Annotated in this window: 12 protein-coding genes and 1 tRNA gene; 9 read left to right on the forward strand and 4 right to left on the reverse strand. The window is 64.6% G+C overall.

The annotated features are described in order from the left end of the window. Positions 1-7: 7 nt before the first annotated feature. Positions 8-1,519, reverse strand: coding sequence for a sugar transporter (locus QUV18_RS08950; RefSeq protein ID WP_300893413.1), 1,512 nt, complete (start codon positions 1,517-1,519; stop codon positions 8-10). Positions 1,520-1,608: 89 nt separating this feature from the next. On the opposite strand from QUV18_RS08950, the gene QUV18_RS08955 reads away from it, so the two are divergent. Further along, complete coding sequence (locus QUV18_RS08955) at positions 1,609-2,430, forward strand: ABC transporter permease (protein WP_300893415.1); 822 nt, start codon at positions 1,609-1,611, stop codon at positions 2,428-2,430. On the opposite strand, the gene QUV18_RS08960 is transcribed toward QUV18_RS08955, so the two are convergent. Further along, entirely contained in the window at positions 2,420-3,436 is a 1,017-nt protein-coding gene (locus QUV18_RS08960) for a glycosyltransferase (RefSeq protein ID WP_300893417.1), read from the reverse strand. The two genes, QUV18_RS08955 and QUV18_RS08960, sit on opposite strands and share 11 nt — an antisense overlap. Before the next feature lie 115 nt (positions 3,437-3,551). Beyond that, positions 3,552-3,638 (reverse strand) — tRNA-Leu (locus QUV18_RS08965). Positions 3,639-3,786: 148 nt separating this feature from the next. Here QUV18_RS08965 and QUV18_RS08970 point away from each other — a divergent pair. Continuing rightward, a complete protein-coding gene (locus QUV18_RS08970) occupies positions 3,787-4,776 on the forward strand; it encodes a complex I NDUFA9 subunit family protein (RefSeq protein WP_300893419.1) in 990 nt (329 codons plus the stop codon). 2 nt (positions 4,777-4,778) lie between these two features. On the opposite strand, the gene QUV18_RS08975 is transcribed toward QUV18_RS08970, so the two are convergent. Further along, positions 4,779-5,582, reverse strand: coding sequence for an undecaprenyl-diphosphate phosphatase (locus tag QUV18_RS08975; protein WP_300893421.1), 804 nt, complete (start codon positions 5,580-5,582; stop codon positions 4,779-4,781). A 227-nt stretch (positions 5,583-5,809) separates the two neighbouring features. Between QUV18_RS08975 and QUV18_RS08980 the strand changes: the two genes are divergently transcribed. The 7 genes from QUV18_RS08980 (at position 5,810) to queG (ending at position 15,923) form a co-directional block, all read left to right on the forward strand. Then, entirely contained in the window at positions 5,810-7,246 is a 1,437-nt protein-coding gene (locus QUV18_RS08980) for an NAD(P)-dependent oxidoreductase (RefSeq protein ID WP_300893423.1), read from the forward strand. A gap of 97 nt (positions 7,247-7,343) precedes the next feature. Further along, on the forward strand, positions 7,344-8,120 hold the full coding sequence (locus tag QUV18_RS08985; RefSeq protein ID WP_300893425.1) for a hypothetical protein: 777 nt from the start codon (positions 7,344-7,346) through the stop codon (positions 8,118-8,120). A gap of 4 nt (positions 8,121-8,124) precedes the next feature. Continuing rightward, complete coding sequence (gene gltB, locus QUV18_RS08990) at positions 8,125-12,657, forward strand: glutamate synthase large subunit (RefSeq protein WP_300893427.1); 4,533 nt, start codon at positions 8,125-8,127, stop codon at positions 12,655-12,657. Between the two features lie 232 nt (positions 12,658-12,889). Beyond that, the gene (locus tag QUV18_RS08995) at positions 12,890-13,261 is read left to right on the forward strand and encodes a DUF4189 domain-containing protein (protein WP_300893430.1); all 372 of its coding nucleotides are present in this window, start codon (positions 12,890-12,892) and stop codon (positions 13,259-13,261) included. Positions 13,262-13,321: 60 nt separating this feature from the next. Beyond that, positions 13,322-14,053, forward strand: a complete 732-nt coding sequence (gene mtgA / locus QUV18_RS09000; RefSeq protein WP_300893432.1) for a monofunctional biosynthetic peptidoglycan transglycosylase — start codon at positions 13,322-13,324, stop codon at positions 14,051-14,053. Between the two features lie 59 nt (positions 14,054-14,112). Further along, the gene (locus QUV18_RS09005) at positions 14,113-14,778 is read left to right on the forward strand and encodes a glutathione S-transferase family protein (RefSeq protein WP_300893793.1); all 666 of its coding nucleotides are present in this window, start codon (positions 14,113-14,115) and stop codon (positions 14,776-14,778) included. Positions 14,779-14,867: 89 nt separating this feature from the next. Further along, positions 14,868-15,923 (forward strand): tRNA epoxyqueuosine(34) reductase QueG, encoded by a 1,056-nt coding sequence (gene queG / locus QUV18_RS09010; RefSeq protein ID WP_300893434.1) that lies wholly within the window; start codon positions 14,868-14,870, stop codon positions 15,921-15,923. The last annotated feature ends 33 nt before the right edge of the window (positions 15,924-15,956 follow it).

Raw genomic sequence — 15,956 nt, forward strand, 5'->3', positions numbered from 1 at the left:
GCGGGCCTCAGGACCGGTCCCGGATGGAGTAGTAGACCAGCGCGAGGATCGACCAGAAGAGCAGCAGGAAGAGCGCAGCCAGCCCCGTCAATATCAGCCTCTGGGGGTATTCGGACGCCTGTGCCAGCGTGGGCTTGATATAGGTGGCGAGGTAGCGGCTCTGGCGGTTGGCCTCGTCCCGGGCGGTTTCGAGCGCGGTCAGCGCGGCGGTATAGGCCTGCTCGGCATACTGGCGGTCTACGGTCAGCCTTTCGAACTCGGCGATCAGAGAGGGGTAATCCTGGCTGACGCCGCCGGTTTCCGTGCTGGAGGACGCGAAGTTGCGCCGTTCGATCGCGATCCGGTCGCGGATCACTTCGATACGCTGCTGGGCTTCCCTGATCCGCGGGTCGTTCTCGCTCGAGGTGCCGCGCAGCAAATCATACTCGACGAGCACTGAGGCCAGCTGCTGTTGCAGGCTCGTCATCACCCCCATGCGGGTCTGGATATCGGTCTCGGGGTCGACGATCTGTGACCTCGTGCGGAATTCGGTGATGGCTTCGCGCGCGTTCTTGAGGCGCTCGATGGCCTCGTCGAGGTCATCCTGCGCGTACCTCATCGCGTCTTCGCGCGCCTGCAGGTTCAACTCGTTGATGCGCGCCTGGCTGATTGCCACGATCTCGCTCGAGATCCGCTTTGCCATCTGGGCATCGAAGGCCTTGACCTGAACCTCGATCAGGCCGGTCGACGCGTCGTAGGAGACACCGACCATGCGGTTCCAGTACCAGATCAGGTCTTCCTGCGAGGCGTCGCTCCAGATCGAGAAGACCCAGTCGTTGGGCCAGTACTGCGAGTAATGCGTCCGCAGATCGACGGCCTGGTTGACCGATTCGACCATCTCCTGGCTCTGGATGAACTCGTACAGGATATCGCTGTCGGAGGCGGTGGACGCGCCGGCGAAGTCGGCGAGGCCGCCGAGCAGTTCGTTGGCGCCGCCCTGCTCCTGGCTGCGGACGGTGAAGCCGGCGATCGAGTGATACTGGTCCTCGGCAACGGTAAAGAGATAGGCCACGGTGGCCACGAAGGGGATGACAGTCAGGAACAGGAAGGACGTGATCAGGCCCCAGTGCCGTTTCTTAAGCTTTGCCGGGCCGGCTACCGGGCGCACCTTCGGCGGCGGGGTGTCAGCGGGCTTGCCGGCGTTCCGACCGGGTTTCTGACCTTGCGGCCCGGCGGCCTGGCCGGATTGCGCCTTCTTGCCGGCGGGAGGAGCGGATTTTTGCGCAGCCTTGCCGCCCGGGCCTTTCGGCTGGCCCGGCGCGGGGTCGGGCGCGTCGGCGGTCACCGGACGGCGGACCGGCGCGGGATCGTCTGCCGGTTCCGGATCGGAGCCGCGACGCGTTGCGAACGGCACGGCCTCGTGACCATCCGCACCGCCTGTGCCGGACCGAGACTCCCTTGCGGTGTTCGGGTCGTCGGAATTGCCCGGCTGGCCCTCTTTTGCGGCCGCGTCATGCGCCGCTGAGCTGCGATTTGTCATTATTGTCTGATCCAGGCCTCAAGCCGTTTGTAATCGTGCCCCGTGTCTAGCATACTATCCGTCGAAATCACCAGAGCAACCGTGGTCACATGGCATTTACAGGCTCGGCGGGTCCGCCGGAGAACAGGGAAGTCAGGCATAGCCGCGTGCGCTTCTCGGTCATCCGCAACATTCTCGCGCTCATGCTGCGGGAAATGTCGACCAGATACGGGCGCACGCCGGGTGGCTACATCTGGGGTGTGGTCGAGCCCCTGGCCGCGATCCTGTTCCTGGCAATTGGTTTTTCGCTGCTGTTGCGGACACCGTCGCTCGGCACGAGCTTTATCCTTTTTTACGCGACCGGTTACGTGGTCTTCAACCTTTACCAGCTGATCTCGAAGAGCACGTCGATGGCGATCAGCTATTCAAAGGCATTGCTGAGGTTCCCGGCGGTGAACTGGTTCGACGCTCTCGTCGCGCGTTTTGTGCTGAACAGCCTGACCGGGATCATGACGAGCATCATCCTGTTCATCATCATTCTCAGCATCACGGAAAATCGCACGGTTCTCGAGCTGGGGCCAATCGTCGAGGCGTTCGCGCTCGCGATGCTGCTCGGCCTCGGGGTCGGCACGCTGAACTGCACGCTGATCGGGCTGTTCCCGGTCTGGGACATGGTCTGGGGCATCATCACACGACCCTTGTTCCTCGCGTCCGGGATTATCTACATTTACGAAGACCTGCCGAAGCTTGCGCAGGATATCCTCTGGTATAACCCGCTGATGCATGTCACCGGCCTGGTACGGACCGGGTTCTACACGACCTATTCGCCGACCTATATCGACACGGTTTTCGTGTTCTACGTGAGCATTTCGCTGCTGTTCTTCGGGCTCTTGCTGACGCGGCGGTACAGTCGCGATATCCTCAACCGCTAGACCGCCCGGTCCTGCCGGTGTCGGGGCCGGCCATCCGGCGGACCGCGTCGTGGCTGATGTCGAGCCGGTTGAGCAGGCCGTCAAGAACTGCCCGGCTCATCAGTTGCAGGAAAGCGCGGCGGGAGCCGGGGTGGTGGCGGACCTTGGAGAACCATTTCGGCAGCACGATCAGAAGGGCAGGCCAGAACAGCCAGCCGGCGGCCATCCGGTAGAGCAGAAGCAGGTTTCGGTGGTGGTAATAGACCTTCCAGAGCGGCCGGAACCGTTGCCCGCTGGCGACGCCGGAGCCGCCGAAGGTGGTGAAATCGTGTTCAAAGGCGACCTGGGGCAGGAAGGCGATGCGCCCGCCCTTGCGGCTGAGGCCCAGGGTGTAGAGGCCGTCGTCGCCGTAAAGGAACAGTCGGCCGTCGGGGTAGCCGGCCATGGCCAGCGCCTTGCGGGAGATGAAGAAGCCGACGAAGGAGGTCACGTCGATCTCGCAGCCGTCTCCGTCGTACTCGGCATGGGGGATGTGGAAGCCGTTCCGCCCCTTGCGGAAGGTACGCAGGAACAGCCGCCAGTGCCAGAACGGGTTGCGCGAGGGGCGGTTCATCTCGCAGATCCGGCCGTCGGGGAAATAGACGGCAGCGGCGATCGCGTCCCACTGATGCGGCGGCAGGGCGTGGAAGGCTTCCAGCGCGCCAGGCAATGGGCGCGCGTCGTCATCCATCACCACGAGCCAGTCCGGGTCGTGTTGCGCGACCGCGTGTCGCATGCCGGTCTCGAACCCGCCGGCGCCTCCCAGATTGACCCGGCTGGTGACAATGTCGAGCCGGGGATTGTCGAGGCTGGCAAGCCAGTTCGCGGTCTCGTCGGTCGAGGCATTGTCGAGGACGACGATGGCGGCGAGGTGTTCGGGCGCGGAGTCGAGCAGGCGGGCGATCGTCGGCTTGAGCTTGTCGAGCCTGTCATGGGTGACCACGACGGCGACAAGTCGGCTGGGCGTGCTGATTTGCTGGTCCGACACTTGAATTCAGGCCCTGTTTCTTCTGCCCACGGCAAAGCCCACACTTGGCGCGCCATGTCAATTCGTTTGCCGGTGCACGGGCCGGGCCAAGGCGGGAAGTTGCATGTTCGGGGAATGGTGCCCAGGAGAGGACTCGAACCTCCACGTCCATACGGACACTAGCACCTGAAGCTAGCGCGTCTACCAATTCCGCCACCTGGGCCGGTGTCGTGAGGACGCCGTTTAGCCGGGGGCCGGGGCGCTGTCAACGGCGATTTTCCGGTGTGTGCGCATTCGGGCATCACGCCTTGTCGAAGCCCGCGCGGGAGGCTAGGAAGAGGGGTGAACGGCAAGACTGCGGAGGCCAGCATATGCCCACGTCAAAACTCGTCACGATCTTCGGGGGCTCCGGTTTCCTGGGGCGGTATATCGCGCGGCGGATGGCCAAGGCGGGCTGGCGGGTCAGGGTGGCCGTGCGGCGCCCGAACGAGGCGGTCTATGTGCGGACCTATGGCGTCGTCGGCCAGGTCGAGCCGGTGCTGTGCAACATCCGCGATGACGAGAGCGTGCGCTCGGTGCTGCGCGGGGCGGATGCCGCGGTGAATTGCATCGGCACGTTCGACAAGGGCGGCAAGAACAATTTCGACGCGGTGCAGAACAAGGGGGCCGCGCGAATCGGCCGGATCGCCAAGGAAGAGGGCGTGGCACGGCTGGTGCATATCTCGGCCATCGGGGCCGATGCGGAGGCCGAGACGCTTTATGGCCAGAGCAAGGGACAGGGCGAGGATGCCATTCTCGAGTCGTTCCCCGATGCCGTGATCCTGCGACCGTCGGTGATGTTCGGGGCCGAGGATTCGTTCTTCAACCGCTTTGCCGGGATGACCCGGTTCGGGCCGATCCTGCCGGTCGTCGGGGCCTCGACGAAGTTCCAGACCGTTTGGGTCGACGACGTGGCCGCCGCCGCCGAGATGGGGGCAAAAGGCACGGCCGCGCCGGGGATCTACGAGCTGGGCGGGCCGGACGTGAACACGTTCCGCGAGCTGATGCAGCAGATGCTGGGGGTGATCCATCGCCGGCGGTTGATCATCAACATCCCGTTCTGGATCGCCTCGATCATGGCCGGGGTGATGGAGTTCGTGCAGACGATCACGCTGGGCCTCGTGCCGCCGCAGATCACCCGCGACCAGGTGCAGACGCTCAAGGATGACAACGTGGTGTCGGAGGGCGCCAAGACCTTCGCCGACCTCGGGATCGACCCGGTCGCGATGGAGGCGGTGCTGCCGGATTACCTGTGGCGGTTCCGGCCGGACGGGCAGTACGACGACATCAAGCGGTCGGCCTCGAACCTGCGCGGCGCCTAGGCCTAGGCGTAGGCGACGACCAGCAGGATGACGCCAAGGATCACCCGGTAGATGACGTAGGGCGTGAAGCTGACGGTGCGCAGGAGGCGCATCATGATGCTGAGCGCCAGCAGGGCCGCGACGAAGGCCAGCGCGGCGGCGATGCCGCAGTCTTTCAGCAGCGCGAGATCGGCGTTGAGCAGCGCCTCGCCCGAGAGCAGGACGCCGCTGGCGACGATGGTCGGCACGGACATCAGCATCGACAGCTTTGCCGCGTCGTGGCGGTTGTAGCCGAGGAATCGGGCGCCGGTGATGGTGATGCCCGAGCGGGAGGTGCCGGGGATGAGGGCGATGGCCTGCCAGACGCCGACGACCATGGCGTCGGTCAGCGTCCAGTCCTTCTGGGAGCGGGTGGTCTCGCCGAACTGGTCGGCCCAGTAGAGCAGGATGCCGAAGATCAGCATCGACCACGCGATCACCGCGACCGAGCGCAGGTAGATGTCGAGCCCGGTGAGCTTGAGGATCAGGCCGAAGGCGATGACCGGCACGGCGGAGACCAGCAGGAGCAGGGCGAGTTTCGCCCCCTCGGTATCGGCGCGGCCCATGAGGAGGCGGGGCAGGCCCAGCATCGCCTTGCGCATGTCGGACCAGAAATAGAGCAGGACGGCGAACAGGGTGCCCACGTGGACGGCGACGTCGATGGCCTGGCCCTGATCCTGGAGGCCGGTGAGGTGGGGGAGGAGAATCAGGTGGCCGGAGGAGGAGATCGGCAGGAACTCGGTAAGCCCCTGAATCAGGGCGATGATGACGAGGTGGAACAGGGGCATCAGCGGGGTCCCGGCGGGCCAGAGGAGGGTGGGCCCAGCTATAAACCACTGACTCGTGGGGGAAAGATTTGATTTATGTCCGATTCGGACTTAATTTATGACCATAAGATAAAGAAAAAGCGACAGTTGTAGCGATTTATTTCGTATTAGGTCAGTCTTTCTGACTTTATTTCCGGATTACCATAAAGTAAACAAGCGCGGTATTTCTGAAATTCGGAGACGACCCCGTGGCAAAGCAGCCCATGTTGAAATTCGTGACTGTAGAACGGTCCATGCCAGAAAAGCGTTCAGCCACCGAACGCAACAAGGACTTTCACGAGATCTATGCCGAGTATGCCGCCGAGAAGGCGAAGGAGCAGTCTGGTCGCTGCAGCCAGTGCGGTGTGCCCTATTGCCAGAGCCATTGCCCGCTGCACAACAACATTCCCGACTGGCTTCGCCTGACGGCGGAAGGCCGGGTGAAGGAAGCCTACGAGCTGAGCCAGCTGACCAACACCTTCCCGGAGATCTGTGGCCGCATCTGTCCGCAGGACCGGCTGTGCGAGGGCAACTGCGTGATCGAGCAGTCGGGCCACGGTACGGTGACGATCGGGCAGGTGGAGAAATACCTGACGGATACCGCCTTCGAGGAAGGCTGGGTCGAGGATATCACGCCCGGCGAGGAGCGCCCCGAGTCGGTGGGGATCATCGGTGCCGGGCCCGGCGGGCTGGCGGCGGCGGACATGCTGCGCCGCGCCGGTGTGCAGGTGACGATCTATGACCGGTATGACCGCTCGGGCGGGCTGATGATCTATGGCATTCCCGGCTTCAAGCTGGAGAAGGACGTGGTCATGCGCCGCAACGCGCAGCTCGAGAAGGGTGGCGTGGAGTTCGTGATGAACTGCGATGTGGGCAAGGACATGTCCTTCGAGGAAATCCGCGGAAAGCATGACGCGGTGCTGATTGCCACGGGTGTTTACAAGAGCCGTGACCTTCCCGGCCCGGGGTCGGGGGCGAAGGGCATCGTGCGGGCGATCGATTACCTGACGGCGAGCAACCGGAAGAGTTTCGGCGACGAGGTGCCGGAATTCGAGAGCGGCGAGCTGAACGCCGAGGGCAAGCGGGTGATCGTGATCGGCGGCGGCGACACGGCGATGGACTGCGTGCGTACGGCGGTGCGGCAGGGGGCGACCTCGGTCAAGTGCCTGTACCGGCGCGACCGGCAGAACATGCCGGGCAGCCAGCGCGAGGTGGCCAACGCCGAGGAAGAAGGCGTGGTGTTCGAATGGCTGTGCGCGCCCAAGGGGTTCGTGGGCGACCCGGTGACGGCGGTGAAGGTACAGCAGATGCGCCTTGGCGCGCCCGATGCGACCGGGCGGCAGACGCCGGAGGAGATCGAGGGGGCCGACTATGACGAGCCTGCCGACCTGGTGATCAAGGCGCTGGGCTTCGAGCCGGAAGAGCTGCCGACGCTGTGGGGCGTGGAAGAGCTTGCCGTGACCCGCTGGGGCACGATCAAGGCGGAATTCACCACCGGCCGCACGGCGATGGATGGGGTCTATGCCGTGGGCGATATCGTGCGGGGCGCCAGCCTTGTGGTCTGGGCGATCCGCGACGGGCGCGACGCGGCCGAGGCGATTCTGGAGGATCTCGACGGTGGCCGGCAGGCCATCGCGGCGGAGTGATATGCGACGTCGGTATAACGTCGGTATCTTGTCGGTATTGCGTCGGTGCCATGAGCGGCGCCCGGCGGCAGACGCGTCAGGTGGCCTGACCCATCGGATGAAGGAACGGTTAACAGTGATGAGGGGCTTCCGACGGATCATCGGCCATCTGAGGCTGGGGCTGCCTGCCCTGTCCGCTGTCGGGATGTTTGCCGGTTCCGTCGGTGCCGAGACCGAGCACCGCCCGCTTGTTGCGGCAGATCAGTGCGAGCCCGTGTTTGTTGCCCATCTGCGCAATTGCGTCATGCAGCGCATTCTTGCGTGTGACCACGCAGGCGAGACGATCTTTCGAAACGAGTCCATCGCATCTTCGGGGCTTTACCACATCGAGTTTGCTGACCGGGACGGGAACGCGCTTTCGACGTGGAACGCGAGCGGAGAGAACATGTGGTACTCCATGATCGAGGCGCGTGACAGGTTCTCGATTGTGGAGGTGCTCGAAGGTGGGTCCGATGCGTTCGAGATCGATTATTGGACTCATCATCCCCTGTTTGCCGATCCTTTGCCGGAGACGTTCTCTGGCACGGTTCGGGATACGGGGGAAGAATTCGCCGTTGGTGACATTCGCCTAAAGGTCCTGGCTCTTGATGCGGTGTCGCAGATGAATGCGTACGAGCACGTGACCAGACGAGAGTATTACTACGAGCCCGCTTCCGGTGCACTCCTGTGGGGCACCAGCCTTGTGGAAGGCGCCGGCGGGACGGAACGTGTGAATTATCGACCTGTCGAAATCATCTTTCCCGTCGATCCCATGTTCCAGAGCGATCAGCCACAATACGACTGCGAGGCAATCAGCAGCATTGCCGCGCCGAACAGCCTATCCGCGAAAGGATAATGCCATGACCAAATTCGACACCAACTGGGCCAAGAACGAGGAAGCCAAGCGCAAGTGGCTGGCCGAGAACGGCATGTATTCCGAGGAGGAGGAGCATTCCTCCTGTGGCGTCGGGCTTGTCGTGTCGGTGGATGGGTCCCCCAGCCGCAAGGTGGTGGATGCCGGGATCAACGCGCTGAAGGCGATCTGGCACCGGGGCGCTGTGGATGCCGATGGCAAGACCGGCGACGGTGCCGGCATTCACATCCAGATCCCCGTGCCCTTCTTCTATGACCAGGTGCGGCGCACCGGGCACGAGCCGCGGGAAGATCAGCTGATGGCCGTGGGGCAGGTCTTCCTGCCGCGGACGGATTTCGGCGCGCAGGAGACCTGCCGGACGATCGTGGAGACGGAAGTCATCCGCATGGGGCATTACATCTATGGCTGGCGGCACGTGCCGGTGGATGTGAGCGTTCTGGGCGAGAAGGCCAACGCGACGCGGCCGGAGATCGAGCAGATCCTGATTTCCAACGCCAAGGGGATCGACGAGGAGGATTTCGAGCGGGAGCTTTACGTCATCCGCCGCCGGATCGAGAAGGCGGTGGCCGAGGCGGGGATTCACGGGCTTTATATCGCGAGCCTGAGCTGCCGGAGCATCATCTACAAGGGCATGATGCTGGCCGAGCAGGTGGCGGATTTCTATCCCGACTTGCAGGACGAGCGGTTCATCAGCGCGTTTGCGATCTATCACCAGCGCTATTCGACCAACACCTTCCCGCAATGGTGGCTGGCGCAGCCGTTCCGGATGCTGGCGCATAACGGCGAGATCAACACGCTGAAGGGCAACACCAACTGGATGAAGAGCCACGAGATCCGGATGGCGAGCGCGTCGTTCGGGGATCATGCGGAGGATATCAAGCCGATCATCGCGGGCGGGTCTTCGGATTCGGCGGCGTTGGATTCTGTTTTCGAGGTTCTGGTCAGGGCCGGGCGGAGTGCGCCAATGGCCAAGACGATGCTGGTGCCGGAAAGCTGGTCGAAGCAGGCCGAGGAGCTGCCCGAGGCGTGGCGGGACATGTATTCCTACTGCAACTCGGTGATGGAGCCGTGGGACGGGCCGGCGGCGCTGGCGATGACCGATGGCCGCTGGGTCTGTGCCGGGCTGGACCGGAACGGGCTGCGGCCGATGCGGTACGTGGTGACGGGCGACGGGCTGGTTATTGCCGGGTCCGAGGCCGGGATGGTGCCGATCGACGAGGCCACGGTGCGTGAGAAGGGCGCGCTTGGCCCGGGGCAGATGCTGGCCGTCGACATGAAGAAGGGGCAGCTTTACCACGACACCGAGATCAAGGACAAACTGGCGCGGGCGCTGCCGTTCGGCGAGTGGGTCGGCAAGATCAACGACATGGACGAGGTTCTGGCCGGGGTAACGGAGAAGCCGCTTTACACCGGGGCCGAGCTGCGCCGGCGGCAGATCGCGGCGGGCTACACGATCGAGGAGCTGGAAAGCGTGCTGTCGCCGATGGCGGAAGACGGCAAGGAGATGGTCGCCTCGATGGGGGATGACACGCCGAGCGCGGTTCTGTCGAAGAGCTATCGGCCGTTGAGCCACTTCTTCCGGCAGAATTTCAGCCAGGTGACCAACCCGCCGATCGACTCGCTTCGGGAGTTCCGGGTGATGAGCCTGAAGACGCGGTTCGGGAACCTGAAGAACGTGCTGGACGAGAGCGGCGCGCAGACCGAGATCGTGGTGCTGGAAAGCCCGTTCATCGGCAATGCGCAATGGGCCGCGCTGATGCGCGAGTTCGAGGGCGAGGTGACGCAGATCGACTGTACCTTCGCGCCGGGCGAGAACGCGCTGCGCGACGGGCTGGCGCGGATCCGGGCCGAGGCGGAGGATGCGGTGCGCTCGGGTGCCGGGCATATCGTGCTGTCGGATACCGGGGTGAGCGAGCAACGGATCGGGATGCCGATGATCCTGGCCACGAGCGCGGTGCACAGCCACCTGACGCGGAAGGGCCTTCGGACGTTCTGCAGCCTCAACGTGCGGTCGGCGGAGTGCATGGACCCGCATTATTTCGCCGTTCTGATCGGGGCGGGCGCGACGGTGGTGAACGCATATCTCGCCGAGGACAGCCTGGCCGACCGGATCGAGCGGGGGCTGCTGGATGGCGGGCTGACCGAGAACGTGGCGCGGTATCGCGAGGCGATCGACCAGGGCCTGCTGAAGATCATGTCGAAGATGGGGATCTCGGTGATCTCGTCCTATCGCGGCGGTCTGAACTTCGAGGCGGTGGGGCTGTCGCGCGCGATGTGCGCGGAGTATTTCCCGGGCCTGACCAGCCGGATTTCCGGCATCGGGGTCAGCGGGATCCAGGCCAAGCTGCAGGACGTGCACAAGCAGGCCTTCAAGGGCGGCAAGGATATCCTGCCGATCGGGGGGTTCTACAAGGCGCGGAAGTCGGGCGAGACCCATGCCTGGGGCGCGCAGACGATGCACATGATGCAGATGGCCTGCAACAAGGCGAGTTTCGAGCTTTGGAAGCGGTACAGCCAGGCAATGCAGGCGAACCCGCCGATCCATTTGCGTGACCTGATGGCGATCAAGCCGCTGGGCAAGGCGATTCCGCTGGAAGAGGTGGAAAGCGTGACCGCGATCCGGAAGCGGTTCGTGACACCGGGGATGAGCCTTGGCGCGCTGTCGCCCGAAGCCCACAAGACACTGAACGTGGCGATGAACCGGATCGGCGCGCGCTCGGACAGTGGCGAGGGCGGGGAAGACCCGGCGCATTTCACGCCGGAGCCCAATGGCGACAACCCGTCGGCGAAGATCAAGCAGGTGGCGTCGGGCCGGTTTGGTGTGACCGCCGAGTACCTGAACCAGTGCGAGGAGCTGGAGATCAAGGTGGCGCAGGGCGCGAAGCCCGGCGAGGGCGGGCAGCTGCCCGGCATGAAGGTGACCAAGCTGATCGCGCGGCTGCGGCATTCGACGCCGGGCGTGACGCTGATCTCGCCGCCGCCGCACCACGATATCTACTCGATCGAGGATCTGGCGCAGCTCATCTACGACCTCAAGCAGATCAACCCGACCGTGAAGGTCTGTGTGAAGCTGGTGGCGCAGTCGGGCGTGGGCACGATTGCCGCGGGCGTGGCCAAGGCCAAGGCCGACGTGATCCTGATTTCGGGCCACAATGGCGGCACCGGGGCGAGCCCGGCGACCAGCATCAAGTACGTGGGCCTGCCGTGGGAAATGGGGCTGACCGAGGCGCACCAGGTTCTGTCGATGAACCACCTGCGCGACCGGGTCACCCTTAGGACCGACGGTGGCCTGCGCACGGGCCGCGATATCGTGATGGCGGCGATGATGGGGGCCGAGGAGTATGGCATCGGCACCGCCGCGCTGATCGCGATGGGGTGCATCATGGTTCGGCAGTGCCAGTCGAACACCTGCCCTGTCGGCGTGTGTACGCAGGACGAGAGCCTGCGCGCGAAGTTCACCGGCAATGCGGACAAGGTGGTGAACCTCATCACCTTCTACGCGCAGGAGGTGCGGGAAATCCTTGCCAGCATCGGTGCGCGGTCGCTGGACGAGGTGATCGGGCGGGCCGACCTGTTGACGCAGGTCAGCCGGGGTTCGGCGCACCTGGACGACCTTGACCTGAACCCGATGCTGATCACCGTGGATGGGGCCAAGGACATCGTCTATGACCGCAACAAGCCGCGGAACGAGGTGCTGGACACGCTCGATGCCGAGATCGTGCGGGATGCGGCGCGGTTCCTGAACGATGGCGAGAAGATGCAGCTGCATTACGCGGTGCAGAACACCGACCGGACCGTCGGCACGCGGGTGTCGAGCCATATCGTGCGGAACTTCGGGATGCGCAACGCGCTGCAGCCCAACCACCTGACGGTGAAACTGACCGGCAGCGCGGGGCAGAGCCTTGGGGCGTTTGCCGCGCCGGGCCTGAAGATCGAGGTGTCGGGCGATGCCAACGATTATGTCGGCAAGGGCCTGTCGGGGGGCACCATCGTGGTGCGCCCGCCGCAGATGAGCCCGCTGGTGGCCGCGGACAACACGATCATCGGGAACACCGTTCTGTATGGCGCGACGGCCGGGTATCTCTTTGCCAGTGGCCGGGCCGGCGAGCGGTTCGCGGTGCGGAACTCGGGCGCGCACGTGGTCGTGGAGGGCTGCGGCTCGAACGGGTGCGAGTACATGACCGGGGGCGTTGCCGTGATCCTTGGCGAGGTGGGCGCGAACTTTGCCGCCGGGATGACCGGGGGCATGGCCTACCTGTATGACCCGGACGGCAAGGCGCGGAACCTGATCAACGCGACCTCGGTGGTGGTCTGCCCGGTGACGGAGGACCATTGGCTGGCCGAGCTGGAAGAGCTGATCGAGCGTCATGCCGAGGAGACAGGCAGCCGGCGGGCGCAGGATATCCTGCAGTACTGGGAGCTGGAGAAGGGCAACTTCCTGCAGATCTGCCCGACCGAGATGCTCGACAAGCTGGAATATCCGCTGGGCAACGAAAACGAGGCTATTCCGGCGGAATAGGGTCGATTTCGGCAGGTTTACCGGGCCGTGAGCGGGTGATTTGCACCGCTCGCGGCCCGACACGCTGTCGGATGCCTCCGGCGGGGATATTTGGGGCCAGAAGAAGCGAGGGTGCCCGACCTGTGGCCGGATGGCCCGGCGAGAGGGGCAATCTGCCCTGCCCAAGCTGTTGAAGTTTGGCGAAAATCCGGAAATGGCGGATACTGACGCCGGGTAACCGGGAGAATCACTAATGAAAATTCGTTTATTCATTTCCGGCGCCGTTGCGGCGCTTGGCCTTGCGGCCGGGCCGGTGGCGGCCGGGCAGTGCGGGTATCAGTATTGTTGGGGCGCGGTGGGCTTTGGCCCGGGGGGCGCCTATGGCTGGGCGCACAGCTATCCCTCGCAGCAGGAGGCGTTCAACCGCGTCCACCAGGAATGCGGGGGCAACTGCACGGAGATCAAGACCTTCTACAACACCTGCGGGGCGATGGCCGTGGGAGCCAACAACGGCTGGGGCTGGGGCCACAGCCCGAGCCGCGCGGGCGCCGAGAACATCGCCATGGGCTATTGCAACCAGTACGATTACGGCTGTTCGATCCGGGTCTGGGCCTGTTCGTTCTGACGCACCGGCGCGGGGACGCCGGTATTGAAAGACACCTGCGGGCGCTGTAGCGGACACGGGATGGCAAAGCGCAAACCGGCAAAATCGAAGAAGACGGGCGGGCAGGCGAAACGGCGGTTTCGCCCGGTTGCCTTTGCATGGCGCTGGGGGATCCGGCTGATCCTGCTGGTGGCGGTTGTCGCGACCTGCGTGATCATCGCGCACCGGGTGCTGAACCCGCCGAAGACGATCTACATGCGGCAGGAAGAGGCGCGGCTGGGCCGCATCGACCACGTGTGGGTGCCGCTGAGGAATGTGGCGCCGGTGATGGCGCGGGCGGCTGTGGCGGCGGAGGATGCCGAGTTCTGCAACCACTGGGGGTTCGACATGTCGGCCATCCGGAATGCCATCGAGGAAGGCGCGGGGCGCGGCGCCTCGACCATCAGCCAGCAGACCGTGAAGAACGTCTACCTGTGGCACGGGCGGAACTGGCTTCGGAAGGCGCTGGAGGCGATGATCACCCCGGTGGTCGAGATCGTCTGGCCGAAGCGGCGGATCATCGAGGTCTATCTCAACGTGGCGGAGTTCGACGAGGGGGTGTTCGGGGTCGAGGCAGCGGCGCGGCATTACTTCGGCGTGGGGCCGGACAAGCTTACGCCCACGCAGGCGGCGCGGCTGGCGGCGGTGTTGCCGGACCCGAAGGGGCGGTCGGCCTCGAACCCCTCGGCCTATGTGCGCAAACGGGCGGCCTCGATCCTCGACGGGGCGGCCACGATCCGCCGCGACGGCAGATCGGCCTGTTTCGAGGATTGAATTACATCGATATTCCGGGCATGGAGAAACGCAGCCCGGCGCAGAACAGCAAGACGGTCATGGCAAAGCTTTATCACGTTCCCCTTTCCCCCTTTTGCCGCAAGGTTCGGCTCGTGCTTGCCGAGAAGCGGATCGAGTGCGAGCTGGTGGAGGAGAAATACTGGGAGCAGAGCCCCGATTTCCTGCGGCGCAACCCGGCCGGCAAGGTGCCGGTGCTGAAGCTTGACGACCGGATGATGGCGGAGAGCACGCCGATCTGCGAGTATATCGAGGAGAAGTATCCCGAGCCGCCATTGATGCCGAAATCGGCCGAGGCGCGGTTCGAGGTGCGGCGGCTGGTGAACTGGTTCGACGACAAGTTTCATAGCGAGGTCACCTCGAACCTGCTCTACGAGCGGGTGAACAAGAAGGTGATGAAGCAGGGGTTTCCGGACAGCTCGAACGTGAAGGCCGGGGCGAAGGCGATCAAGTTTCACCTCGATTACATGACCTGGCTGCTGGACCAGCGGCGGTGGCTGGCCGGTGACGTGATGACGCTGGCGGATTTCACGGCGGCCGCGCATCTGAGCTCGCTGGATTATATCCGGGACGTGGACTGGAACCGATCGGAGATCGTCAAGGACTGGTACGCGAAGATCAAGTCGCGGCCGGCCTTCCGGGGGATCCTGGCGGACCAGATCCCGGGGTTTCCGCAGCCGGCGCATTATGCGGACCTGGATTTCTGATCGTGGACCGTGTTCGGGGGCGCTGCCCCCGTCGTTGAACCCCTGCGGGCTTCAACGCCTCCCCCGGGATATTTCCGGCCAGAAGAAGCATGGGTGATGTGAAGGACAGGCTGGTGGCGCGGGCCCTCGAGGAAGGGTTCGATGCGTGCCGGGTGTGCCGGCCTTGGGATGTGCCGCAGGTGCCGGGGCGGCTGGCGGAGTTCCTGGAGAAGGGGCGGCACGGGCAGATGGGGTGGCTGGCGGAGCGCAGCCACTGGCGCGGGGCGCCGCAGGTTCTGTGGCCCGAGGCAAGGTCGGTGATCGTGCTGGGGGAGAGCTACACGCCCGATATGGACCCGATGGCGACGCTGGATCAGCCGGAGGTCGGCACGGTGTCAGTTTACGCGCGGAACAGGGATTATCACGACACGGTCAAGAAGCGGCTGAAGCGGCTGGCAAGGTGGCTGATTGCGGAAGGCGGCGGGGATGTGAAAGTTTTCGTCGACACGGCGCCGGTGCCGGAGAAGCCGCTGGGGCAGGCGGCGGGGCTGGGATGGCAGGGCAAGCATACCAACCTGCTGAGCCGGGAACTGGGCAACTGGTTCTTTATCGGGTCGGTGTTCACGACGCTGGAACTAGAGACTGATCCGGCCGAAAGCGACCATTGCGGGTCGTGCCGGGCGTGCCTGGATGTCTGTCCGACGGAGGCGTTTCCGGCGCCCTACCAACTGGATGCAAGGCGGTGCATTTCCTACCTGACGATCGAGCACAAGGGGCCGGTGGACGAAGAGCTGCGGGCGAAGATGGGCAACCGGATTTACGGGTGCGACGATTGCCTGGCGGTGTGCCCGTGGAACAAGTTCGCCGTGGAGGCGCGGGAGGTGAAGTATCACGCGCGCGACGACCTGACAGCGCCGGGGCTGGCGGAGCTGGCGGCGCTGGACGATGCGGGGTTCCGCGAGAGGTTCTCGGGCAGCCCGATCAAGCGGATCGGGCGGGACAGGTTCGTGCGGAACGTGCTGTATGCGATCGGCAATTCGGGGGTGCCGGCGCTGCGGCCGGTGGCGCAGGGATTGTGCGAGGATCCGGACGCGACGGTGGCGGATGCGGCGCGCTGGGCGGTGGGGCGACTGGATGATGCCGCAAACGGGATGGACCGGGGCTGAAAAGCCGGTAAACCGCTGACAGAGACACACAAG

It is taken from the genome of Roseovarius sp. (assembly GCF_030373445.1).
Lineage (GTDB): Bacteria > Pseudomonadota > Alphaproteobacteria > Rhodobacterales > Rhodobacteraceae > Roseovarius.

Coding starts and splice junctions, on each gene's coding strand:
- QUV18_RS08950 (WP_300893413.1), bottom strand. CDS start 1,519: ATGACAAATCGCAGCTCAGCGGCGCATGACGCGGCCGCAAAAGAGGGC.
- QUV18_RS08955 (WP_300893415.1), top strand. CDS start 1,609: ATGGCATTTACAGGCTCGGCGGGTCCGCCGGAGAACAGGGAAGTCAGG.
- QUV18_RS08970 (WP_300893419.1), top strand. CDS start 3,787: ATGCCCACGTCAAAACTCGTCACGATCTTCGGGGGCTCCGGTTTCCTG.
- QUV18_RS08975 (WP_300893421.1), bottom strand. CDS start 5,582: ATGCCCCTGTTCCACCTCGTCATCATCGCCCTGATTCAGGGGCTTACC.
- QUV18_RS08985 (WP_300893425.1), top strand. CDS start 7,344: ATGAAGGAACGGTTAACAGTGATGAGGGGCTTCCGACGGATCATCGGC.
- gltB (WP_300893427.1), top strand. CDS start 8,125: ATGACCAAATTCGACACCAACTGGGCCAAGAACGAGGAAGCCAAGCGC.
- QUV18_RS08995 (WP_300893430.1), top strand. CDS start 12,890: ATGAAAATTCGTTTATTCATTTCCGGCGCCGTTGCGGCGCTTGGCCTT.
- mtgA (WP_300893432.1), top strand. CDS start 13,322: ATGGCAAAGCGCAAACCGGCAAAATCGAAGAAGACGGGCGGGCAGGCG.
- QUV18_RS09005 (WP_300893793.1), top strand. CDS start 14,113: ATGGCAAAGCTTTATCACGTTCCCCTTTCCCCCTTTTGCCGCAAGGTT.
- queG (WP_300893434.1), top strand. CDS start 14,868: ATGGGTGATGTGAAGGACAGGCTGGTGGCGCGGGCCCTCGAGGAAGGG.